This window comes from Marinomonas sp. 63XJN7_7_ISO-PGPR-S23-202 (assembly GCF_056173505.1).
The window spans coordinates 3,263,978-3,286,824 of the sequence record NZ_CM149677.1; the positions used below are offsets into that span (position 1 = coordinate 3,263,978).

The following is a 22,847-nucleotide window of genomic DNA, read 5'->3' on the forward strand; positions in this document are numbered from 1 at the left end:
TACTTAAGACAACTGAGCTAGCGTTTTGTTTTCGAAACTGATTCTACTATTTTTATTACTGACTAGCAGCACTCTATGGGCAGCTAACGATATCGCGTTACTTGATGATAGCCATCAAGACTTAAATATTGCCAAGTCAGCTCAATACTTAATCGACGAAAGTGGCCGCTTATCCATCCAAGATATCGCATCAGAAGGCTATTCCAAACGTTTTTTGCCAATCAACTCGGACTTTTTGCAGCTAGGACTGGTCAAAGGAAATGTCTGGGTGCGCATTAACATCGCCATTCGCACAACTCAAAACGTACCATCACTTTTGGATATCAATGCGCCTCGCCTTGAATATTTGGATCTTTACTTACCGACCATGTTTGGCGACCAAGTTCAGGCCTTGCTTGGTGAAGCACGTCCCTACAACAACCGACTCATTGAACATCCCGATTACTTTTATCCGCTACCGACGAATGCTCCACCCGTTTTCACCGTCTACCTCAAAATGTCGTCCCATTTGCCAATCAATGTTCAATTGAATTTAAAAACTTTATCTAAGGCCACCCTCGACTCACAGAAAGACTTCTCTCTTACCGGACTATTGCTAGGTTTTTTGGTTATCCTGTTTATTAGTAATGTGTTTTTCTATATCAAAAGCACTCACCCCATGTACTTGACATACAGTGTATTGTTGCTCTGTATTGCACTGTTTCACTTGTCTCTTCACGGGCAGCTTTACCAGTTTTTTCCAAATGACATTGGCATTCAAGAGCGTATCTACAATTTCACCGCCCTTGCTGGTATAGCTGCCATTGTATTGTTTTCCAAGTTTTACCTAGATACACGAACGCATTTTCCCAAGGTAGATAAATACTTAATTGCCTTGGCCTGTATGAATCTTCTGTTTGCCATTATCTATAGCGCCTACCCAAATTCGCTAGGCATTCTCTATCTATCCCTGTTATCACTTATTACTATCTGTGCTTTAACCGTATTAGCCATCTGCGCCTTTGCCACAAAGGTCCCTTTTTCTGGTTACTATCTAATTGCTCGAATCATGCTTTTGCTTGGCTATTCCACTTGGTTCCTGTCCGCTTATGGCATTATATCCAGTGCTGTCATTTATGAATGGGGGATGACGATCACCACTGTCTTGGAAGCCATGGTCTACTTTATCGGTATGATTGCGCAGCTCAGTCCGTTACTTAAACGTCACGCTAATGTCGTGAACCATTCGCAAAATGCCCTATTTGAACTGATCGCGGATATCTCTAGTCGTCTTCGTCGCCAAGTCAACATCATTGATAACGGATTGAGAAATGTTCAAAAAACACCCCATCGAAACCTCGCTAAAAACTTCATTTTCAACAGTCTAGCGGCGAGCAATAACTTAAAAAACCTGCTCGTGCGGTTAGATAATATGTACTACACGAGGGACAAAAACACTTTTCTCCAACAGGACTCCTCGCCTCTGTTTTTGTCTAAATTAATCGATAATGCTTACAACAATTTTCAGCAACTGGATCAAGATAATGCCGTTATTGAGATTACCAGTGACAACACTGATCACTTAGAAATCTTACATAATACAGAGGTGATAGAGCATCTTATTGAAACCATTTTACAAGAGTGTAAACACTTCACGGATCAAACGCTGACGGTCAACATCAGCCGTCGTGATCTGAGCCATGAAGGAAACACTATACTGGAAATAAACAGTTTCCCATTACCGACCCACCTCACCCTGAATAATCATCTGTTTGATATGGGTATGAACTATATTCACATTCTCGTCGACTCTTTAAATGGTTCCTGTGTGATATCCGAGGAGAATGGCTTTCATCGTCTCATCATTGAACTTCCCATTACCTGGCAGATACGTCATACCAACCTACATACACTGGATAATGACACCTACTCCATTATTGTTTTTGGTGAACACAGTAATGACCTGAGCCAAGCACTAGGGATTCTTCATTCCAACCTTAGTACTATTGAGCATTTTGATGACCTTGACGACTTGCTGGACTATCTCGATAAGCCAGATCAGCGCAAAACCATTAGCATCATCTTAGCGTTTGATAATGAAGGACAAATCCCTCACATCATTCACAAAAAAATACGCCCCTTGATGAAACTGGAAGATCAATGTTTACTGATTTCAGATAATGTTAAAATGTCGCGCGAATATGCTAAGACAATCGGTTTCGATGACCTGTTGCCCGCAAGCAACTTGGACAGCCACCTTGAAACGCAATTATCGCGCCTAATTCGTAAGGGCGAGCGCTTAAGAGACGCTTCTTTGTCAAGAGTCAAACGTTCTTAAGAAGTGCCTTGATAGAATGAACGTAATATCAATAATAGAGATAAGAGGACTGTATGGACTGTTTATTCTGTAAGTTAGTTAATGGCGATATCCCCGCTACCATTTTGTATCAGGATGATGACGTCATTGCCTTTGAAGACATCATGCCTCAAGCACCCAGCCACTTTTTAGTGATACCCAAAAGACATATTAGCACGCTCAATGACTTAACCGATGACGATGCAAGCATTGTTGGTAAACTGCCCATTGTCGCCGCCAAAGTCGCCAAACAACTTGGTATCAGTGACGAGGGTTATCGGGTTGTCATGAATTGCAATCAAATGGGGGGTCAAACAGTTTACCATATTCATATGCATGTACTTGGTGGACGTCAAATGACCTGGCCCCCAGGTTAAACAAGGAAATAAGATGTATTCTTTTTTGGATAGAGCGGTAATGCAATTTGATCGAGCATTACAAACACTGATTCCTCACGTCGCAAAAGAACATCGCCCTTCACCGGCGAATCAATACTCTGAAGCGACATTGAGTGAACAGGAACGTAAACACGCGGCAGGCTTAATGCGCATCAACCATACGGGTGAAGTCTGTGCACAGGCGCTGTATGCAGGCCAAGCGACCACAGCAAAGCTAGAGACAGTTCGAGAAGAGATGGAGCACGCAGCAGAAGAGGAAATCGACCACCTCGTCTGGTGTGAAAAGCGTTTGTATGACCTAAACAGCCGTCCTAGCCTTCTGAATCCATTTTTCTACGGAGCCTCTTTTGCTATTGGTGCAAGCGCTGGACTTATTAGTGACAAACTGAGTCTTGGCTTTGTAGCGGCAACAGAAGATCAAGTCTGTGTTCACCTTGATAAACACATGTTGGAACTGCCTCATCAAGATAAAAAAAGCCAAGCTGTCCTCACACAAATGCATATTGATGAAGCCAAACACAAACAAATGGCACTCCAGTCAGGCGGTTATGTGTTTCCCAAGCCCATCATGGCGCTCATGACACAGGTGTCGAAAATTATGACCATGTCAACCTATAGGATTTAATTATGAATCGCGATCTACACTCTATTCGGCGTGACTATCAGTTTGAAGATCTATTAGAAGACAGCGTCGGTAATGATCCGTTAGCGTTTTTTGATGGTTGGTTAGAACAAGCCATTGCCTCTAACCAAGAAGACCCAACCGCTATGACGATCAGCACGGTTGATGACTCTGGCCAGCCCCACGCTCGTGTCGTTTTACTTAAGCAGCGGGACGATGCAGGGTTTTGCTTTTTCACTAATTACGACAGTGACAAAGGACAACAGTTAGCGAAAAACAACAAAGCCTGTCTGACTTTTTTCTGGCCAGCACTGTCTCGGCAAGTTCGGGTCGAGGGAGAGATCAAAAAAGTCAGCCGCGAAGACTCTGAGCACTACTTTTCGAGTCGTCCTAAAGGCAGTCAATTAGCGGCCTATATTTCGAAACAAAGTGCCACGATCAATAATAGAGAAACACTGAAAGGCGCTTATAAAGAAGCAGAAGACAATTTTGCCAACCAAAAAGTCCCTTGTCCTGACAACTGGGGAGGGTATGTGTTAACCCCAAGCTACATCGAATTCTGGCAAGGTCGCCCGAGCCGCTTGCATGACCGCTTGTGTTTTACCAAGCAAACAGAAAGCTGGTTACGCGAACGTAAAGCGCCATAATAATCGGAGCATTAAAACTAGACACTTCAAATGAAAGACCATCCTATGGGTTCAACAGAGTGCGAAAGGTTAAACTAATACGCTCTTCTTGAACCCGTTTTCTTTTTGGTAAACAGTGTTGCCAAAGTACTTGTGTTGATGCCGACATCACCAACCAACTGCCACCTTCCAATGTAATACGATGTTTGACACTATGATCACCTTTTAACCGAAAGAGAAAGTCTCGGGTTGCCCCCAAACTCAACATAGCAATAACAGGGGCTGGACCTAATATTTTCTCATCATCGGCGTGCCACCCCATATAATCCTCTCCATTTTCATACCAATTCAACAACACAGAGTTGAAAGACTGACCCGCGAGACATTCAGCCTGCTTTCTGACCTCTGCTAACCAATTTGGCCAACCCTTTCCATAATGATCTTTACCCGTGTAGCGATAACACAACCCTTGATCGGCAATAAAAGCCACTCGCCTTGGCACGAACACATCACGCCCAAACATTAATAATGATTCCTGCTCCCAAACTAACGCTGATTTCAGCTGCTCAAAAAGACGTACCTGCACTAACGGAGTTAGCTCACTGCTTGAGCAGGCCAAAGAGTATCGGTATGATGGCTCCACTTCATTCACCTTTACATAATGGTCGATAATGCCCGAAAATCCTGTTTCTCCGAAAGCCCTACGTAGCTCCTTGTTAGACACCTATCGTGGTCTTGGGGTATTACTCATGATGATCTTTCACTTTAGCTGGGACCTGGGTAATTTCGGCTTTATTGAGTTTTCCCTCGCTAACCCTTTCTGGAATCATTTTCGCGACATTATTGTCACCATTTTTATTTCTGCCGTTGGTTGGTCTGCTTACCTTACGATGCAAAAGCATCATTCGATCATCCTATGGAAGCGTGACCTTAAACTTTTGCTCGCCATTATCATAATTTCTCTGGGGACTTATCTGGCCTTCCCCAATGACTGGATTTATTTTGGCATTTTGCACTTTATCTTCCTGCTGACATTTCTCGTCCGCCCCATGGCGAAATGGCCAATGGTATCGTTTATTATCGGCGTGATCATTGTACTGATTTACAATACCACTAACTGGCTGTCTTTCCCCAATGTATTACCTTATATCGTTCATACGTTGCACCTTCCCACTAGCACATTGGATATTGCCTTTCCGTTCCCTTGGATTGGCGTTGCTTTGATCGGTATAACACTCGGATACTTTAAGATTCATCAATACTCCATCCCTGAGCATGTTATTACCCGTTTACTCGCTTGGATGGGGCGCCATGCTCTACCTATTTACTTACTACATCAATTAATTTTGTTCTCCTTAGTCGCGAGCGCCAAAATGGTGCTTAGTCACTAATTCAGATCAATGTTTGGGCAAGAAAAAATCGCTTTTTAACTTATAAAAAAACCTAAAAAAAAGCGCACTACATCTTGCCTATCACCGAGTTTCCACTAACCAAGGGCAACAGAGTAAGTAGCTACTTACAGATAGGTTTCACTCCTATTTTAGCGCAATTTTCAAGCCTTGATTTTCAAGTCAATGCGCACTATTGTTCTCGTCATAAGCATTAAGACACACTACATCTAGTATGTAAGATACCAAACACATACTAGATACAGTTGCCACCTCTTTTTTTACACATTGCACGAATGGGAAGTTAAGCCATGAGCACCCTCACAGTTACTAAGCGTAACGGTAAGACAGAAAACATCAATCTTGAGAAAATTCACAAAGTCATCACATGGGCGGCGGAAGACCTGGATAATGTTTCTGTGTCGCAAGTTGAGCTAAAAGCACAAATACAGTTTTTTAATGGCATCCGCACTACCGATATTCACGAGACCTTGATTAAGTCCGCAGCAGACTTAATTTCTGAGAATACACCAGACTATCAGTATTTAGCGGCGCGTCTGGCTATCTTTCATTTACGCAAAAAAGCCTATGGCAACTTTGAGCCACCTCATCTTTATGACCATGTCAGAAACTTAGTTGAGCAAAATCGCTATGATGAAAGCTTGCTTGAAAATTATACAAAAGACGAGTTTGATGAGCTAAACGATATTATTGATCATTCCCGCGACATGAACTTTTCCTATGCGGCCGTTAAGCAATTAGAAGGTAAGTATTTAGTTCAAAACCGTGTGACAGGCGCGATCTATGAAAGCCCGCAGTTCATCTACATTTTGATCGCGGCGAGTCTGTTTGCAAATTATGATAAAGCCAAACGTTTGGATCTGATTCGTCGTTTCTATGACGCCGTGTCTAAATTCAAAATCTCTCTCCCCACACCAATCATGTCTGGCATTCGTACTCCAACACGCCAGTTCAGCAGCTGCGTATTGGTCGAGTGTGGTGACTCTCTGGATTCTATCAATGCAACGTCCAGTGCGATTGTAAAATACGTCAGTCAACGGGCAGGTATTGGCATCAATGCAGGGGCCATTCGCGCTCTAGGTAGCCCTATTCGTGGAGGTGAAGCATTCCATACAGGCTGTATTCCGTTCTACAAACACTTCCAAACCGCCGTTAAGAGCTGTTCTCAAGGCGGTGTCCGTGGTGGTGCCGCAACAGTATATTACCCGATCTGGCATTTAGAAGTAGAAAGCCTACTGGTGCTTAAAAATAACCGTGGTGTGGAAGAAAACCGCGTTCGTCATCTGGACTATGGTGTTCAGTTTAACCGTTTGATGTACCAACGTTTAATCAAGGGTGGCAACATCACTCTATTCAGCCCATCAGACGTACCTGGTTTGTACGACGCCTTCTTTGCAGACCAAGAAGAGTTTGACCGTCTATACACTTTGTATGAACAAGATCCTTCCATCCGCAAACAGACCGTTAAAGCATCGGATTTGTTTACCCTGTTTGCTTCTGAACGCGCCAGCACAGGTCGTATTTATCTACAAAACGTAGATCATTGTAATACTCACAGCCCATTTGACCCAGCTGTTGCGCCTGTTAAACAAAGTAACCTGTGTCTTGAGGTCGCTCTACCAACCAAGCCGCTAAACCGCGTTGACGATACAGAAGGAGAAATTGCCCTATGTACTTTGTCGGCTTTCAATTTAGGTGCGCTTGAGAACCTAGATGAACTGGAAGAGCTGTCTGAATTGGTTGTTCGCGCACTGGATGCTTTGTTAGATTACCAAAACTACCCCATCCCTGCTGCGCAACGGGCCACCGAAATGCGCCGCACACTGGGCATAGGTGTGATCAACTATGCCTACTATTTAGCGAAAAACGGCGTCAAATATTCAGATGGTAGCGCGAACGATTTGACTCATAAAACTTTTGAGGCGATACAATATTACTTGCTGAAAGCGTCTAACAAATTGTCTAAAGAGTTTGGCCCATGCTTAGCATTTGACGAAACAACTTATGCAAAAGGCATTTTACCAATCGATACCTACAAAAAAGAAATCGACAACATCGTATCAAATGAGTTGGTTTATGATTGGGAAACGTTGCGTAAAGACATTGTAGAACATGGCCTTCGCAACTCGACCCTGAGTGCTTTGATGCCATCTGAAACCTCTTCTCAAATTAGTAACGCGACAAATGGCATTGAGCCTCCACGGGGCTTCGTCTCTGTCAAAGCCAGTAAAGATGGCATCCTAAAACAGGTTGTTCCTGAGTTCGAACGCCTTAAAGAACAATATGAATTGCTGTGGAGCATTCCATCGAACGATGGTTACTTACAGCTTGTGGGTATCATGCAGAAGTTTGTTGACCAATCCATCTCGGCGAACACTAACTACGACCCACAGAAGTTCGAATCGCAAAAAGTACCCATGAAAGTCATCTTAAAAGACCTGCTCACGGCCTACAAACTGGGTGTGAAGACTCTTTACTACCATAACACACGCGATGGGGCAGACGACCAGCAAGATGATATGGACGATTGTGCCAGTGGTGCATGTAAAATCTAAGCCATAAAATGCCCAATAAGACCTCATAGACATGAGGTCTTATTTCGTTCCATGATCTGCCAACTTGCTTTTCGCAAGGCCGTGTTAGCAGTAGAATAGCGCCAGATATACAAACTTAAAACGATATTAAAAAAACAAGCGCCACAGACAGTTGCTGGCATCCGTTTTTTTAACGCTACCTATTTAAGGAAACCGCCAAGTAATGAGTTATTCGACTTTCAACCGCAAACAGTTCGATAGCCTCAAAGAACCGATGTTCTTTGGTGAAAACGTCAACGTTGCACGCTATGACCAACAAAAGCACCCTATTTTCGAGAAATTAATCGAAAAGCAATTGTCTTTCTTTTGGCGCCCTGAAGAAGTCGACCTATCCTCTGACCGCAAAGACTTTCAAAAACTGGAAGAGCACGAACAGCACATCTTTTTGAGCAATTTAAAATACCAAACACTGCTCGACAGTGTGCAAGGCCGTTCTCCCAATGTTGCTTTGTTGCCTATTGTTTCTTTGCCAGAATTAGAAACTTGGATCGAAACGTGGTCATTCAGTGAAACGATTCATAGCCGCTCTTATACGCACATTATTCGTAACATTGTGAACGACCCAACGAAAATTTTTGATGACATCACCGTTAACAAAGAAATCACCAAACGAGCGGACAGTGTTTCTATTTACTATGACCGCTTGATCGAAATGGTAAGCCTATACAATACCCTAGGTCTAGGAACGCACCACGTGCCAGGCCATGGTGAAATTGAAATATCCATGCGTACTCTCAAAAAGGCCCTCTACCTGACAGTGGCCTCTGTAAATGTGCTCGAAGCAATTCGTTTCTACGTCAGCTTTGCCTGTAGTTTTGCCTTTGCTGAGCGCACCTTGATGGAAGGCAATGCTAAAATCATCAAGCTGATCGCCCGAGATGAAGCACTGCATTTAACCGGTACCCAGCACATGCTTAATCTGATGGCATCCGGTAAAGACGATCCAGAAATGGCCATCATTGCGCAAGAATGCAAAAATGAAATGCGCGATATCTTTGTTGAAGCTGCAGAACAAGAAAAGGACTGGGCATCTTACTTATTCAAAGATGGCTCCATGATCGGTCTCAATGCACAAATTCTTGGCCAATATGTGGAATACATCACCAACGTTCGCATGCAAGCCGTCGGACTGGATACCGCCTTCGAAACCAAGCACAACCCAATCCCTTGGATTAACGCGTGGCTAGTCAGTGACAATGTCCAAGTTGCCCCCCAAGAAGCAGAAATCAGCTCTTATCTTGTTGGACAAATCGACAACGATCTAAGCGAGTCTGACTTTGACGACTTTGACCTCTAATAAACCGGACAAAATACGAGATAAGGTTCATCGCGTTCTACTGGGGAAAAAACAAATTCTGGTGACCGAAGATGAACCCTTGCTTGTGCAACTGGAAAGAGAGGGTATCCACGTCGAATACCAGTGTCGTGAAGGTTACTGTTCTTCCTGCTCCATCAAACTGTTGTGGGGGCAGGTTGAATACCCTTTTGAGCCCCTCGCTTGGGTGCAAAGTGGCTATATGCTCGCTTGCTGCGCGATCGTTAAAAGCGATATTGAAATCGCGTTTTTTAGCGACTAGCCGCCTAAGTCTCTAAGCACTTCTCTATCACGTAAGACACGCCGCTCTTTTAGAGGCGCTCATTTCAACGTTCGGTAACCTACATATAAACGGGTTGCCGTCGTTACCCAGCACATCCCCCCAAAGACATAGGCGAATATGGAAAAGTGCAAAGGATAGAGACAAATCAACACCAAAAACGTAATCGTCTCCGCCCCCTCTGTTAGCCCACCTAAAAAGTACAAAGACTTTTTCCCATAATCCAAGCGCTCGATTTGACGCTTTTCGGCCATAATGGCAAACGCCAAAAAGCTACTGCTGGTTCCCATAAAAGAAAAAATCAAAAAGCTTGCCGCCAAAGCATTGGCGTCAGGATTCATCAGAGCAAAACCAAACACCACCGCCGAATAAAAAATAAAATCTAGGGTAATATCTAAATACCCACCTAGATCTGATGGACCTTTTACCCTTGCCACCGCCCCATCTAGCCCATCCATCGCTCGATTGATCAGTACAAACACTAATGCCAGAGAGGTATTGCCAAAATACAAAGCAGGCAATGCCAGCATACCAACCACAAAACCGATCACGGTAATCCAGTTCGCTTTGACACCGCATTTATCGACTACTAGGGCTATCAGATGCAATGGATGCTTTAAAACTTTGACAAAAAAGGTATCTAACATACTCAAGCGACCTTAATTCTATTGGGAGGCGAAAAGACTTGATACAATAGAGTGTATTAACTCGTGCCATATTAAAACACAAGGTGACTATGATACACGCAAAACAATACGGTGAATCCGGCCCAGCGCTCGTCGTTCTTCATGGGCTTTTTGGCAACGCAGACAACTGGCATTCCATCGCGAAAAACTGGTCCGAAACATTTCGTGTCTATTGTATCGATTTGCCGAATCATGGCCAATCCAGCGCCCTGAGTCATGCATCCTATCCCAATATGGCCCAAGCGATATTGCAATGGACTCAAGAAACAGGCTTAGACAAGTTCTACTTACTTGGTCACTCCATGGGCGGGAAAGTTGCCATGCAAATGGCTGCCCTTGCACCAGACCGCATCATCAAATTGGTGGTCGCAGACATTGCTCCAGTTGACTATCCACCAAGCCACACACAAATCATCAAAGGACTAAAAGCCATTGATGAAGCGGACATCACATCCCGTAAACAAGCGGATAGCCTACTTAGTGAATACGAACCATCTCTACCCGTCCGTCAATTTCTGCTTAAAAACCTAGAACGCACTGATAATGGCTTCAAACTCGCTATTTCACTCGACAATATCGCACAAAGTTATACTACGATTTTAAAAAAACCAGAAATAGACAGCCCTATTCAAACCCCAACACTGTTTATCAAAGGAGAAAAATCAGACTATATTGTTGCGGATTACCAACAAGACATTATAGGTCTTTTCCCCAATGCGGAATTCAAAATGATTCCAGACACCGGACATTGGCTCCATGCAGAAAAACCTATTCCCTTTAGCAGCCTAGTCAAACGCTTTCTCAATAAATAATCCATCTATGGGTAGCAATAAAAACGCCCTGGTAAAACAGGGCGTCTTTATAGTAAATAGCCTTTATCAGCTAATTTTCTTAACCACTTCATCATCCCTTAGATATGTCCATTTTCCTTTTGGCTTATCCAGATATTGGAAGTATTCATTCGTGAAAGCACCCTGAATACAAACATGTCCTCGCTTCTTCGCATTAACACTTTTACCTTGAAGTACCTCATTAAACGCAGATGGCCCCGTAGTGTCGTACACCCGTTTACTCACCAGCTCTGAGTGATGGTTAATGTTGTAAACTATTTTGCTTAAGATGGCGTGATAATCGGGGTTTTTCGGTGCCGTTGCCAAGAAATAATTGGTAAATTCGCTGTAATCTTTTTTGAATTTGATATACAGCGCCTCATCATCATGCTTAAGGGTTTTTCTTAGAGGCCACACTAGAGCCGCATCAATATCCATGTACACGCCACCACGAAGATAAAGACAAGTGACTCGCCACAAGTCCGCTTGAGCAGCGCCATCATTTAACCTTAAATAGGCTTTGTACACCTCTTGCGGCGCATGATCGCGCATAAACACTTCACGTTCTTGTGTGCTAACGTAACGATATTCATAATCAAGTGACATCAAACGATTGAACAAATAGTTCACATAAATAGGCAAAGCACAGCGATTAGAGTAGTTCGTCTGCCAAATAATCTTTGGAATCGGCGTATCACAATGGCTCGCTATTTTTGCTGGCGAGTTAGCAGGAATAGTGAAACGCCAATGTGGAAAAAGAAAATGGAACAGGTACGATACGCCTTTTATCAGATTGCCAGCTAAACGAATACATCGATTAAAAATAGCTTTAAAGAAACTGTTCATCTGAAATACCCCTAGTGCCAACCAAATAGAATATAGCACCAAGGTAACAGAGCTCATTTACACATTTATTACACTTATCGCTTTCACAGACAATTTAGTATTATTTAGACTGTTGAGAACGGAACGCATCCGCATAATACGTCCCCAGAATACGGAGATCTTCGGAAAAAAATCGTAGCTCCTCAAGGGCTCTTTGCATGGCAGGGTCTTGAAAATGTGCTTCAACGTCTATATAAAACTGCGTTGCCGTAAAGTGTCCATTCACCATATAGCTTTCCAGTTTCAACATATTGATGCCATTGGTAGCAAAACCGCCCATGGCTTTGTATAAAGCTGAGGGAAGATTTCGCACTCGAAACATAAAAGTCGTAATATAGACCTTTCCTGGCTCGTATTCGGGCATTTTTTGTTGCTTTGAAAACACTAAGAACCGCGTCGTATTACCTTCTCGATCGTTAAAATGCGTTTTGAGAATATTTAAACCATACAACTCAGCTGCCAATTCAGAAGAAATAACAGCGAAGCCTGGTTCATCATTTTCTGCAATGAACTTCGCTGCGCCTGCGGTATCATACATCGCAACGTTTTTGGCGCCCAATGCCTTAATATTATCATCGCACTGAGCCAATGCTTGAGGATGACTACCAATGCGGGTAATCTGCTCAATGGCAACACCATGTCGAGCGATAAGGCAATGATTGACGGCCTCAAAATGTTCTTTGACGACATGTAACTGAGTTCGCTTGAGTTCACGATAAATTTCCTCAACGCGACCAGCGGTGGAGTTTTCTAGCGGAATCATCGCATAATAGGCCTCACCATGTTCAACCTTTTGCAGTGCCTCACCAAAGGTAGCGCAGTGAATGGTTTTAAGATCTGGAAAGGTATGTTTACAGGCGAGATGAGAATAAGCCCCAGGTTCCCCTTGATAGGCAACAATTTGTGATGCTTCTAACTGAATTTGACCCGTCATAAAATCGTCTTTTTAAAAGTAATAGTATTATGAGAAAGCTTGAATGGGGGACATGTGAACAAAAACAATGACAGCACCCAATCAAGATGAATAAATAGCAAAACATTGGATATGAGCATAACGATAGCAAAGAGTACCCTCTATGATTAAGCGTTTTTTTTTAATACTGGTGAAGAGCTACCAATACGCCATTAGCCCGTTATTGGGAAACAACTGCCGCTTCTACCCTAGCTGTTCCCATTATATGATCGAAGCCATTGAGCGCTTTGGTGTCATCAAAGGCGTTTACCTTGGTCTCAAACGTCTAGCAAAATGTCACCCTTGGCACGAAGGCGGCATAGACCCTGTCCCACCTTGTTCTTGCCATGAAAAAAAACGCCCATCAGACAAAACCTCAAAATCATAAACCCCATACCATCACACTAAAGGATGGAGTCCGTCTCTAAAAACGCATTTTTTTACACTCTAGATACCCAATAATGCGAGCATATTCCTCAATAAATCACTACACTAAGGATAGGCTCACAAAGCCGATTCACCTTTTTAAAGGCACGTTTAAAAACGTGCACTAATAATAAAAACAATGTTGCGCATGATCTGCCAACAAAGCGAAAAGAGGTAGTCTTTTATGCTAGCGAATAACATCACACCCACCCCATTTTATTTAGAACTTGGTCAACTCTCTCCAGACAGTGTGGAACATCTGGCCCCCACCTTTAATGATTTACCAACCAATCCCTATGCGGATGGTCAATTTCGATTGCGCAGATATTCCTGCTTTACACTACATCAAGAGAAATTGTCACGCTTACCCACTAAAGAATTTATGCAAGATGACAGCATTAACCACTTTCAGGGTAATGTGGTTAGACGTTATCCAGAAATTGAAGAGCAGACCTTTCAGGATCCAGGTTTCGTTGAGCTCTTTAAGCATTTTCGCCAAATGGCTGATGTAAAAGACGGTACGCTTATTGAAGTGCACCAGTTGCGTATTTTTGCGGATCATCAGCTAGCAGAAGTCGCACCGGAAGGGGTTCATCAAGATGGCTTTGATCGCATTGGTATTTATGTCATGCAGCGCCATAACATAAAAGGCGGCAAAATTAATGTTCATTTAGAAGAAAACAGCCCAGCCATCATCAGCCACGCCTTTGACCATGGAGAATTTGTCATTCTAAATGATCGGAAATTTTTCCATAGTGCCAACCCAATTAAACCGATTGATGGGGAGTTAGGCTATATGGATATTTTTGTTTTGACCGCGAATATTTACTAAGCCTTAAATACAGCACCCTAGGTCAAGATAAAAAACGGATATAACAAGAGCATCATGGTATTCACCATGGTGCTCTTTTAGTTTAGACACGCATTTAACACGCAACAAGAACGAACACACAAAAGATTACAAGGTAAGTTGCCAATAACCAACGGATATCCACTGATCAAATTTAAAACCAACGTCTTTAAACTCGCCCGCTTTTTTAAAACCCAATGATTCATGCAACCCCACACTGGCGTCATTCGGTAACGCTATCAGGCCTATTAGCTGTTTTATTCCCTTTTTTCTAAGCTCTTCGATCAAAGAAGAATAGAGAATTTTTCCTTGGCCTTTTCCTTTTGCCTCTTGCGCCAAATAGATGGTTGGCTCTGCCGTAAAACGATACGCACTGCGTCCATGCCAATTCCCCGCATACGCATAACCTAACACGTCGCCATCCTCTTCCAGAACCAACCATGGTAAATGGGCTTGGGAAATCTTATCGATACGAGCCGCCATCTCATCAGAGGTAATAGGGTCTTCTTCAAAAGTAATAATGGTATTTTCAATATAGCTATTATAAATATCCGTGAGCGAGGGAACATCTTTGGTTGAAACAGATCGAATCAGCATAGCACCTCCACTGGCTTTTTAAAGCCTAATTACATTCGCTTAATCAAACGTACAATAAAGAGCAAAATAATGGCCCCACAGGTGGCCGTAATGATAGAACCCAAGATACCGTGAGCAAACAGCCCTAATGCCGCAAAGACAAAGTTACCAACAACGGATCCGACAATACCAACGATAATATTGCCAACAATGCCAAAGCCTCCGCCTTTGATAATTTTTCCAGCTAACCAACCGGCAATACCACCAATTAACAACACTATAACAAGCGCCTGAATATCCATCGATTTCTTCCTCAACAACGGGTTACATTAAGTTTAGGCAATTTGTCGAGACATGATATAAAAATCCTCAACATAACCTAATTTTTGGTAGAAGGCTTTAGCCCGTTCATTAAATGCCATCACCTCTAAACGAATAGAGGTTGCGCCAGACTCAATAGCCCATAAGTAACATGCATCCATAAGCGCTTCCCCAACACCACAAGAACGGTGGCTTTCATCAACAACAATCGTACCAATACGACAAACAGGAGTTTTTACAATAAAAGGAATAGACTCATTAATCGTGATCCGCGCATTGATAAAACCAATAACACTTCCTTCTTGCTCTGCTACCCAAAAGTGATACTCCCCACCCTCCAACGCCTTCAACAAAAAAGCTTTCTCCTCCGGTGATGGCGGCATAAATGTATGGGGAGCTTTTTCATAATGTATTTCCCCAATTTGTCGACTTAATTCAACTAACGCATCAATATCCGCAACATTGGCTTGTCTTATTTTCATTGATTTATTCATCCTAGCCCCTTTCCCAGCGACACAAGCAAACTGATAACCCAGGCGATTTCAATTTAAAGATAAAATAGCAGTATTGTCATTAACATACTCTTGTTTGATAACGCTCTTTTAGCGAAAAGTAAACGTGAGGTTGAAGCAAAAAGAAGCCAACGAGGTCAACGTCTCAATCCATCATTTTGCGCTCATCCAAACATTGGTAGGACCCCATAGAAAATTCTCGGCAGATCCATGGTCGATGTTCATAGATGGTACACATGTGCGTATTACGATCGACAGCGGAACACCAACCATCCTCTAGTCTCAACATGGTCTCGCCACCCCATTCATCTACAGCGATGTGTCTTTCTGGCACCCCCGTCTCCGAAATAATCATCACTTCTAAGCGACAGCAACAGGCATGGCATGTGGAACAAGTCACATCGGACACCACAGAGTTCGATGAGGAAGATAATAAATCGGTCAGCGGAATGGTCATAAAAATAGATCAAGACTCTAAAAGGAAGAATGAAACAACACGAAAAAACGCTTTACTGTTACTGTTCACTTATATTGGCTAAAAAACGCGGTAATATCATCCAAAATCGGCGCCTTACTGTTTAGAAACCAAATAAAGGTTGAGACCATACCGACATGATCAACGCCTGCATAGGTTTTATGCTCTTCTATGCCCCCTTTTTCGTGAATCTTCGCCACCAGCTTATCCATGTTACTTTTTCCTACCACATCATCATCTGCTCCCCAAAGCAGCAACATGGGAGGTTCTTTACCATTGATAAAGGTCGGCACCTGCATCTTGGGGTAATTTTCTGGGGGACCAAAAATAGCAATATAGTCTTTCTCATAAGGCACAAAATCATAGGGGCCGGATAACCCGGCAAAGGCTTTGATAATGCTGCTATTCTCCTCTTCTGCCGATAAATAATGTGAATCTGCCGTAATTAAGGCTCCAATATGAGCCCCTGCTGAATGACCCACAATAAACAACTCACTTGGGTTCCCGCCATACTGCGCGACATGACGATAGGTCCAAGCCACCGCTTTAGCACCATCTTCAACAAAGGTCGGAAACGTCACTTGAGGATACTTACTGTAATCAGCAATGACCGTGATATAGCCTTTCTTGGCAAACGCCTCACCAACAAAAGGATACATACTTTTCGAACCCTCTTTCCAACTGCCACCATAAAAGAACACCACCACAGGAAGCGGCTCGTGGGATGGGTTAGGCGGGATATAGAGGTCTAACGTTTGCAAAGACTGCGCTCCATAAGCAATATTCTTAATGGTTTTCGTGCCACTAAACTTATTCGGCAGATTGGCTAGCTCAAGACCCGCCTTGGTACAGGCCACCAACAACAAAGAACTCAATGTCACGAATACTTTCTTCATTAGGATAAAAGCTCCACCTCAAAACAATATCTCTCCTAAACCTACGTCACAAACAAGAAAACAGACCAATGTAAAAGACAGAAACGCGTAAATAATAGCGTAAAGGCAAAAACTAAAGCGTTATTTTATAGGAATAAAACAACGAATTTGCTAAAGTTAGCCGCTAGTCAAAACATAGGTAGCACTTCGGTATTATGCCCAATAGACACTTACTCGATCCTATCCCTCATTTCGCAGTCCATCCAGAGCGTATTACGATTTTGCATTCTGCTCGAGAATATCGAGAACTTTTGCTAAACGCGATAAAACAGGCAACCAAACGTATCTATATTGTTGCCCTGTACCTTGAAAATGATGAAGCAGGCAGGGAAGTACTCGCCACTCTCTATCAAGCAAAGCAAGACAACCCTGACTTGGATATTGCCATCTGTGTTGATTGGCATCGTGCGCAGCGTGGTTTAATCGGTGCAGAAAAGAGCACAGGAAATGCCAGACTCTATCAAGAATTTGCCGAGCAATACGATCTTTCAATTCCTGTTTATGGCATCCCAGTCCGTAATCGCGAAGTCTTTGGCGTACTCCACTTGAAAGGGCTCATTATTGATAACACTGTGATCTACAGTGGTGCCAGCTTAAACAACATCTACCTGCATTACCAAGAGCGCTATCGCTTTGATCGTTACCACATTATCGAGCACAAACCTCTAGCCGATAGCATGGTACATTTTATTCGTAACAACATGATCGCGGACCCTGCGGTTCATAACCTTAATGACACAAACCTGCCAAGCACCAAGGACATTAAACCGTTAATTCGACAATTCCGTGCTACCTTGTCTAAAGCTCGCTACCACATACAAAACGAGTCGGTTAGTGAGAGTCAAGTCGCCATCACACCTTTAGTCGGTATTGGCAAACGTCGCAACCAACTTAATAATAAGATCATTGCTCTTCTAAGTAATGCAACACAAGAAATTTATCTATGCACACCGTACTTTAACTTACCAAGAGCCGTGATTCGTGAAATCACTCGAGCAATAAAACGAGGGGTCCAGGTTCACATCATCGTCGGTGATAAGACCGCAAGTGACTTTTATATTGCCCCAGATCAGCCGTTCAAGGCCATTGGCGGATTACCTTATCTGTATGAGTTGAACTTGCGTAAATTCGCTCGCACCAATAAAGCACATACGGCATCTGGTCGCCTTGCTATCCATCTATGGAAGCACGATGCTAACAGCTACCATTTAAAAGGGCTTTGGGTGGATCGCAAAACCATGCTACTAACGGGCAATAATGTAAACCCAAGAGCATGGGCGCTGGATTTAGAAAATGGGTTGCTCATTCAAGATCCGCAACAATTGCTTGAAGCCAAGTTCACGGCCGAATTTGACAACATATTCAAACATACCGAGCAAATACGCAGCTATAAACAGCTAGAAACAGTAAGGCACTACCCTGACAAAATACAAAAGCTCATACGACGGGTGTTGCGCACGCGAGCCGACCGCTTATTAAAACGTATTTTATAAAAAGTCAGACGCACTTAAAGATACAAAGCCATGTAGGACGATACTTGCTACCCAATCATGGCTCGAACATGGCCTGATAGACACTCCTATCAGGCCATTGTGGTCTCTGAGACACTATTGCTATCTTCGACCAGACTCAAAGGCACCAGCAAGCCTAACAGCATTGTGCTTTAATAATTTAAGCATTTAACGACAGTGGCCATAGGCCTTCGTCCCAAAAAGATTTCAAATTTATCCAAGGTTATTAAAACGCCAAGGAAAAGGTGGTCTTATCCCCTTTTAACTAGATAACAGGGAGAAAACATGGAAACATCCATCAGCAACACTCAGTTTAATGCTTTAGATATCAAACGCCGTAATCATATCAACATCCTGGGCGAAGGCGAGGATGTCATCCTGTTAGCCCATGGTTTTGGTTGTAGCCAAAACATGTGGCGCTTTTTAACACCCTACCTAGAAAAACAGTACAAAGTCGTTTTGTTTGATTATGTCGGCAGCGGCAATTCAGACGTTCGGGCCTATCAAAAAAACCGCTATAGCCAGCTAGAAGGTTACGCGCTGGATGTGATCGAAATTTGTGATTCATTGGATTTTTCCAACGTACTCTTTGTCGGACATTCAGTCGGTGCAACCATCGGCTTAATTACGGCACAGAAAAGGCCTGATTTGATCGACAAACTGGTTATGGTGTGCCCCTCCCCCTGCTTTTTAAATTTAAATGATGGTTATTCTGGTGGCTTTGAAAAAAGTGATTTAGAAGAACTCGTCAACTTAATGGACAAAAATTACATAGGATGGGGCAACTATCTCGCCCCTTTGGTCATGAACAGCACCCCTTCGGAAACGGATACAGAACAAGAAACGGACGATGCACTGGTACAAGAATTACTCACTAGCTTTTGCTCAACAGACCCAACCTATTCTAAACCGTTCGCCATAGCAACCTTCTTTTCTGACTACCGCCACTTACTGCCGAAAGTCCACCAGCCCTGCTTAGTCATACAAAGTAAACAGGATACTTTAGTGCCCGTTGAAGTAGGTAAATATACGCAAAAACAGCTACCTAATGCTAAGCTGGATATTATTAATGGCAAAGGACATTGTTTGCATATGACGTACCCATTACAAGTACTCAACTGCATTCAAGATTTTATTGATCAAACTCAATAAGGAGACCAGTAAGCAGATGGAGATGGACCCCCATATATTTCCATGTGGCCTTATGGTCAGTGATTTTCAGGAACAGAAAATTCTGCAACTCAATGCATACATTGAGAACGAGTTTGGCTTTGCCAAAGAAAGCTTAATAGGCCAACCCATTACGGCTCTTTTTACCAAAGCCAGTATTCTCTTTTTAGAACATTATTTTTACCCAATGCTGTTACAAGATGGCAAAGTATCCGAGCTACAAGTCATGCTGCTCTCGGCGAAGAAAGAGCCTGTTCCTGTCACCATCAACGCGACCCTATCCCAGCAAGGTAAAATCCATTGGGCGTTATTCAGCGCCATTAATCGAGACCAACTCTATCAAGAGCTTATCAATACGAGGGATAAGCTCGAAGACAAAACCAAAGCTCTAACCATCACCTCTGCCACTGATGAACTGACAGGATTACTCAATAGAAGAGAGGCCACAAAACGAGCAAATGAAATGATCCAGCAGACAAAACGTGCCGACTTAATGTTGTCTTTTATTCTGTTAGATATCGATTATTTCAAAAGAGTCAATGACACATTTGGTCATCAAAAAGGGGATAAAATACTCATTGAGATGTCGAAAGTCTTGGTAAACACAGTTCGTTCCTGTGACATTGTGGCTCGCTGGGGTGGGGAGGAATTTTTAATTGTCCTTTATAACACGCCCATAGACAAGGCCAACACCTTTTGCCAACGACTTCATGACAGGATCAATCAAATCGCAATAGGTCGCGACACCTTACATGTCAGCATTGGCATGACAGGTTACCCAATCGATAAGCAAGCCTTAAATCTTGATGAAATCATTTGGCAGGCAGACGAAGCCTTGTATGATGCCAAAGAAAGAGGGCGTAACCAAACACGTCTATTCAAAGAGAGTTTGTTACTGGATAAGAGATAACAACCAGTCAAGGAAATAATACAATGCCTATTCAATCTGAAGTCGAGTTAAGAGAAATCTTTGGTCATGCTAAGGGTCGTGCTGCACAAAAACAACTTTCTCAGCTAGAACCCCATAGCATGCGATTTATTGAACTGTCTCCTTTTATGACCATCTCAACATTCAATCAGTCTGGCAAGCTAGATTGCTCTCCTAGAGGAGGCGCCGCAGGTTTCGTTAAAATTCTGGATACCAATCGTCTTCTCATCCCCGAAGCAAAAGGCAATAACCGATTGGACTCTTTAGTCAACATTATAGAAACAGGCAAGATTGGCTGCCTGTTTTTAATTCCGGGGGTCGATGAGACGCTACGAATCAATGGCACAGCAAGCATCAGCACTTGCCCAGAACACCTTGCTCACTTTGCAAAAGAGAAAAACCCTCCTAAAGCGTGTATCGACATCACCATTGAAGAAGTATTTTTACACTGTGCTAAATCCCTGATGCGCGCCAAGCTCTGGTCAGAATCTACTAAGATAGAGCGCTCCAAGCTGCCAACCATGGGGCAAATGATCAAAGATCAGTTGCAACTGAGCGAAGAACCAGAGAGCCAAGAAGCAATGCTCAAGCGCTATCAGCCACTGCTATAGCGCCCAAAACATTCCTAAACCAAAACATTCCTAAACAAGTACAGCCAACAATTAACACTCGGGCAAGCGCACAGAAATATTCACCGCAAGACCTCCTTGGGAGGTTTCTTTGTAACGGCTATTCATGTCTTGCGCTGTTTGCCACATAGTACGCACCACATCGTCTAGCGAGACTTTGGCATTGGCCGCTTCCGTATTTAAAGCAATATGTGCCGCCGTAATGGCCTTGATCGCCCCCATGCTATTGCGCTCAATACAAGGGATTTGCACTAGGCCACCAACCGGATCACATGTCATCCCCAAGTGATGTTCCATGGCGATTTCAGCCGCCATCAAGGCTTGTGCAGGGGAGCCACCTAAGCCTTCGGTTAAAGCCGCTGCGGCCATCGCAGACGACACGCCAATTTCGGCCTGACACCCTCCCATCGCAGCAGAAATAGTCGCACCGCTTTTGAAAATACTGCCAATGGCCCCCGCGACCAATAAGAAGTGAATGAGATCGTCCTGAGTCACTTTTTGATCGGTAAAATACAGGTAATACATCATCACTGCAGGAATCACGCCAGCCGAACCATTAGTTGGTGAAGTCACAATACGTCCTAAAGCCGCATTCTCTTCATTCACCGCCAACGCAAAGCATCCCACCCACTTCAATGTATGTGAGAAATCTTTATGACAAGCCCCGATAGCCTCAAACCACGTTTTTTCATCTAACTCATAGGAACTGGGCATCAGTTTAGTCGCTAGATGAGCAGCTCGGCGCCCTACCTCTAGTCCACCTGGTAATACTCCTATCGTATGACAGCCTCGAAAAACGGCACTTTCCATCACCCGCCAAATCGCTAGTAATCCCTCTTTTGTCTCTGCTTCTGGTCGCAATTGTTCTTCTAGCTTTAACATGGCTTGCGAGATACTCAATGACGCCTCACCATGGTCACACAAAGCCAGTAAATCCTTACCGGTTTCAGGAAAACCGAAACTCGGCTCATGAATAACATCCTCTCCCTCCTCCCAAAGAATGGCGCCTCCGCCAATGGAATAAGCCGTCTTCTGCGCCACTTCTTGCTCTTGTTCATCGTAGGCAATCAACGTCATGCCGTTAGCATGCATCGGTAATCGCTCGCTCATACGATAGACAATAGCGGACGCCGGGGGGAAATGAACATCTTGTTTGGCGGACAATAACAGTCGCCCTGTCGAAGTAATCTGTCGAGGAAGATTATCTACATCTTCTAGGGGAACCGTCACAGGATTTGCGCCAGATAGCCCCATCATAATGGCAATATCGGTGCAGTGACCTTGCCCCGTCAATGCCAAAGAACCATATAGAAAAACTCGAACACTATAAACGTTATCCAACAGTCCCTCATCTTCCAGCCCTTGAGCAAATACTCGGCATATTTGCCAAGGCCCTAAGGTATGCGAACTGGATGGCCCAACGCCAATTTTTAAAATATCAAATACACCGACTGGCTTCATAATGATCTCTTCAATAAAAGGCTCTAAAGTTGTTGGCTAGTGTGACCATAATAACGCTCATATAATTGAGCAAGACAGACATTTTATTCTCTAATAACGACGCTTTTATGCAAATTCATCA

The 22,847-nt window shown here is 43.4% G+C and carries 25 protein-coding genes; 15 read left to right on the plus strand and 10 right to left on the minus strand.

Annotated features, from left to right (window positions below; genetic code table 11):
- The first annotated feature begins 25 nt into the window (after positions 1-25).
- The 4 genes from AC0VYG_RS15135 to pdxH are packed head-to-tail and all read left to right on the plus strand — an operon-like array spanning position 26 to position 4,002.
- The gene (locus AC0VYG_RS15135) at positions 26-2,317 is read left to right on the plus strand and encodes a 7TMR-DISM family protein (protein ID WP_475428790.1); all 2,292 of its coding nucleotides are present in this window, start codon (positions 26-28) and stop codon (positions 2,315-2,317) included.
- Between the two features lie 53 nt (positions 2,318-2,370).
- Positions 2,371-2,712 carry a histidine triad nucleotide-binding protein gene (locus AC0VYG_RS15140; protein WP_475428791.1) on the plus strand — a complete coding sequence of 114 codons (342 nt, stop codon included), beginning with the start codon at positions 2,371-2,373 and terminating at the stop codon, positions 2,710-2,712.
- Positions 2,713-2,725: 13 nt separating this feature from the next.
- Positions 2,726-3,358: a 2-polyprenyl-3-methyl-6-methoxy-1,4-benzoquinone monooxygenase gene (gene coq7 / locus AC0VYG_RS15145; RefSeq protein ID WP_475428792.1), complete on the plus strand. Its 633-nt coding sequence runs from the start codon at positions 2,726-2,728 to the stop codon at positions 3,356-3,358.
- Positions 3,359-3,360: 2 nt separating this feature from the next.
- Positions 3,361-4,002, plus strand: coding sequence for a pyridoxamine 5'-phosphate oxidase (gene pdxH, locus AC0VYG_RS15150; protein WP_475428793.1), 642 nt, complete (start codon positions 3,361-3,363; stop codon positions 4,000-4,002).
- Positions 4,003-4,045: 43 nt separating this feature from the next.
- Here pdxH and AC0VYG_RS15155 read toward each other — a convergent pair whose 3' ends face one another.
- On the minus strand, positions 4,046-4,624 hold the full coding sequence (locus AC0VYG_RS15155; protein WP_475428794.1) for an alpha-ketoglutarate-dependent dioxygenase AlkB family protein: 579 nt from the start codon (positions 4,622-4,624) through the stop codon (positions 4,046-4,048).
- Between the two features lie 28 nt (positions 4,625-4,652).
- On the opposite strand from AC0VYG_RS15155, the gene AC0VYG_RS15160 reads away from it, so the two are divergent.
- The 4 genes from AC0VYG_RS15160 to yfaE all read left to right on the plus strand — a co-directional run bounded on the left by AC0VYG_RS15160 (position 4,653) and on the right by yfaE (position 9,561).
- A complete protein-coding gene (locus AC0VYG_RS15160; protein ID WP_475428795.1) occupies positions 4,653-5,372 on the plus strand; it encodes a heparan-alpha-glucosaminide N-acetyltransferase in 720 nt (239 codons plus the stop codon).
- 308 nt (positions 5,373-5,680) lie between these two features.
- Entirely contained in the window at positions 5,681-7,945 is a 2,265-nt protein-coding gene (gene nrdA / locus AC0VYG_RS15165; RefSeq protein ID WP_475428796.1) for a class 1a ribonucleoside-diphosphate reductase subunit alpha, read from the plus strand.
- Positions 7,946-8,147: 202 nt separating this feature from the next.
- Entirely contained in the window at positions 8,148-9,281 is a 1,134-nt protein-coding gene (gene nrdB / locus AC0VYG_RS15170; protein WP_475428797.1) for a class Ia ribonucleoside-diphosphate reductase subunit beta, read from the plus strand.
- Entirely contained in the window at positions 9,262-9,561 is a 300-nt protein-coding gene (gene yfaE / locus AC0VYG_RS15175; protein WP_083200895.1) for a class I ribonucleotide reductase maintenance protein YfaE, read from the plus strand. The genes nrdB and yfaE overlap by 20 nt, the downstream gene beginning before the upstream one ends.
- A gap of 59 nt (positions 9,562-9,620) precedes the next feature.
- Here the strand turns inward: yfaE and AC0VYG_RS15180 are convergent, their stop codons facing one another.
- Positions 9,621-10,226: a CDP-alcohol phosphatidyltransferase family protein gene (locus tag AC0VYG_RS15180; RefSeq protein ID WP_475428798.1), complete on the minus strand. Its 606-nt coding sequence runs from the start codon at positions 10,224-10,226 to the stop codon at positions 9,621-9,623.
- A gap of 89 nt (positions 10,227-10,315) precedes the next feature.
- Here AC0VYG_RS15180 and AC0VYG_RS15185 point away from each other — a divergent pair, with 89 nt between their 5' ends.
- On the plus strand, positions 10,316-11,077 hold the full coding sequence (locus tag AC0VYG_RS15185) for an alpha/beta fold hydrolase (protein WP_475428799.1): 762 nt from the start codon (positions 10,316-10,318) through the stop codon (positions 11,075-11,077).
- Between the two features lie 66 nt (positions 11,078-11,143).
- Here the strand turns inward: AC0VYG_RS15185 and AC0VYG_RS15190 are convergent, their stop codons facing one another.
- A complete protein-coding gene (locus AC0VYG_RS15190; protein WP_475428800.1) occupies positions 11,144-11,941 on the minus strand; it encodes a glycosyltransferase family 32 protein in 798 nt (265 codons plus the stop codon).
- Between the two features lie 100 nt (positions 11,942-12,041).
- On the minus strand, positions 12,042-12,914 hold the full coding sequence (locus AC0VYG_RS15195) for a prephenate dehydratase (protein ID WP_475428801.1): 873 nt from the start codon (positions 12,912-12,914) through the stop codon (positions 12,042-12,044).
- A 142-nt stretch (positions 12,915-13,056) separates the two neighbouring features.
- Here AC0VYG_RS15195 and yidD point away from each other — a divergent pair, with 142 nt between their 5' ends.
- Both yidD and AC0VYG_RS15205 read left to right on the plus strand, forming a co-directional pair.
- Positions 13,057-13,320, plus strand: coding sequence for a membrane protein insertion efficiency factor YidD (gene yidD / locus AC0VYG_RS15200; protein WP_475428802.1), 264 nt, complete (start codon positions 13,057-13,059; stop codon positions 13,318-13,320).
- 222 nt (positions 13,321-13,542) lie between these two features.
- Positions 13,543-14,190 (plus strand): 2OG-Fe dioxygenase family protein, encoded by a 648-nt coding sequence (locus AC0VYG_RS15205; protein ID WP_475428803.1) that lies wholly within the window; start codon positions 13,543-13,545, stop codon positions 14,188-14,190.
- A gap of 126 nt (positions 14,191-14,316) precedes the next feature.
- On the opposite strand, the gene AC0VYG_RS15210 is transcribed toward AC0VYG_RS15205, so the two are convergent.
- The 5 genes from AC0VYG_RS15210 to AC0VYG_RS15230 form a co-directional block, all read right to left on the minus strand.
- The gene (locus AC0VYG_RS15210; protein WP_475428804.1) at positions 14,317-14,805 is read right to left on the minus strand and encodes an N-acetyltransferase family protein; all 489 of its coding nucleotides are present in this window, start codon (positions 14,803-14,805) and stop codon (positions 14,317-14,319) included.
- A 29-nt stretch (positions 14,806-14,834) separates the two neighbouring features.
- Positions 14,835-15,086, minus strand: coding sequence for a GlsB/YeaQ/YmgE family stress response membrane protein (locus AC0VYG_RS15215; RefSeq protein ID WP_199475377.1), 252 nt, complete (start codon positions 15,084-15,086; stop codon positions 14,835-14,837).
- Between the two features lie 33 nt (positions 15,087-15,119).
- On the minus strand, positions 15,120-15,599 hold the full coding sequence (locus AC0VYG_RS15220; protein WP_475428805.1) for an N-acetyltransferase family protein: 480 nt from the start codon (positions 15,597-15,599) through the stop codon (positions 15,120-15,122).
- Between the two features lie 163 nt (positions 15,600-15,762).
- Positions 15,763-16,074, minus strand: coding sequence for a YkgJ family cysteine cluster protein (locus AC0VYG_RS15225; RefSeq protein WP_475428806.1), 312 nt, complete (start codon positions 16,072-16,074; stop codon positions 15,763-15,765).
- 65 nt (positions 16,075-16,139) lie between these two features.
- On the minus strand, positions 16,140-16,988 hold the full coding sequence (locus AC0VYG_RS15230; RefSeq protein ID WP_475428807.1) for an alpha/beta hydrolase: 849 nt from the start codon (positions 16,986-16,988) through the stop codon (positions 16,140-16,142).
- Between the two features lie 194 nt (positions 16,989-17,182).
- On the opposite strand from AC0VYG_RS15230, the gene pssA reads away from it, so the two are divergent.
- From pssA to AC0VYG_RS15250, 4 genes are all read left to right on the plus strand, one after another.
- Complete coding sequence (gene pssA, locus AC0VYG_RS15235; protein ID WP_475428808.1) at positions 17,183-18,520, plus strand: CDP-diacylglycerol--serine O-phosphatidyltransferase; 1,338 nt, start codon at positions 17,183-17,185, stop codon at positions 18,518-18,520.
- 303 nt (positions 18,521-18,823) lie between these two features.
- Positions 18,824-19,690: an alpha/beta fold hydrolase gene (locus AC0VYG_RS15240; RefSeq protein WP_067019729.1), complete on the plus strand. Its 867-nt coding sequence runs from the start codon at positions 18,824-18,826 to the stop codon at positions 19,688-19,690.
- Positions 19,691-19,742: 52 nt separating this feature from the next.
- A complete protein-coding gene (locus tag AC0VYG_RS15245; RefSeq protein ID WP_175365324.1) occupies positions 19,743-20,618 on the plus strand; it encodes a GGDEF domain-containing protein in 876 nt (291 codons plus the stop codon).
- A gap of 23 nt (positions 20,619-20,641) precedes the next feature.
- On the plus strand, positions 20,642-21,247 hold the full coding sequence (locus tag AC0VYG_RS15250) for a pyridoxamine 5'-phosphate oxidase family protein (protein WP_475428809.1): 606 nt from the start codon (positions 20,642-20,644) through the stop codon (positions 21,245-21,247).
- A 51-nt stretch (positions 21,248-21,298) separates the two neighbouring features.
- Here the strand turns inward: AC0VYG_RS15250 and AC0VYG_RS15255 are convergent, their stop codons facing one another.
- Entirely contained in the window at positions 21,299-22,726 is a 1,428-nt protein-coding gene (locus AC0VYG_RS15255) for an L-serine ammonia-lyase (protein ID WP_475428810.1), read from the minus strand.
- Between the last annotated feature and the right edge of the window lie 121 nt (positions 22,727-22,847).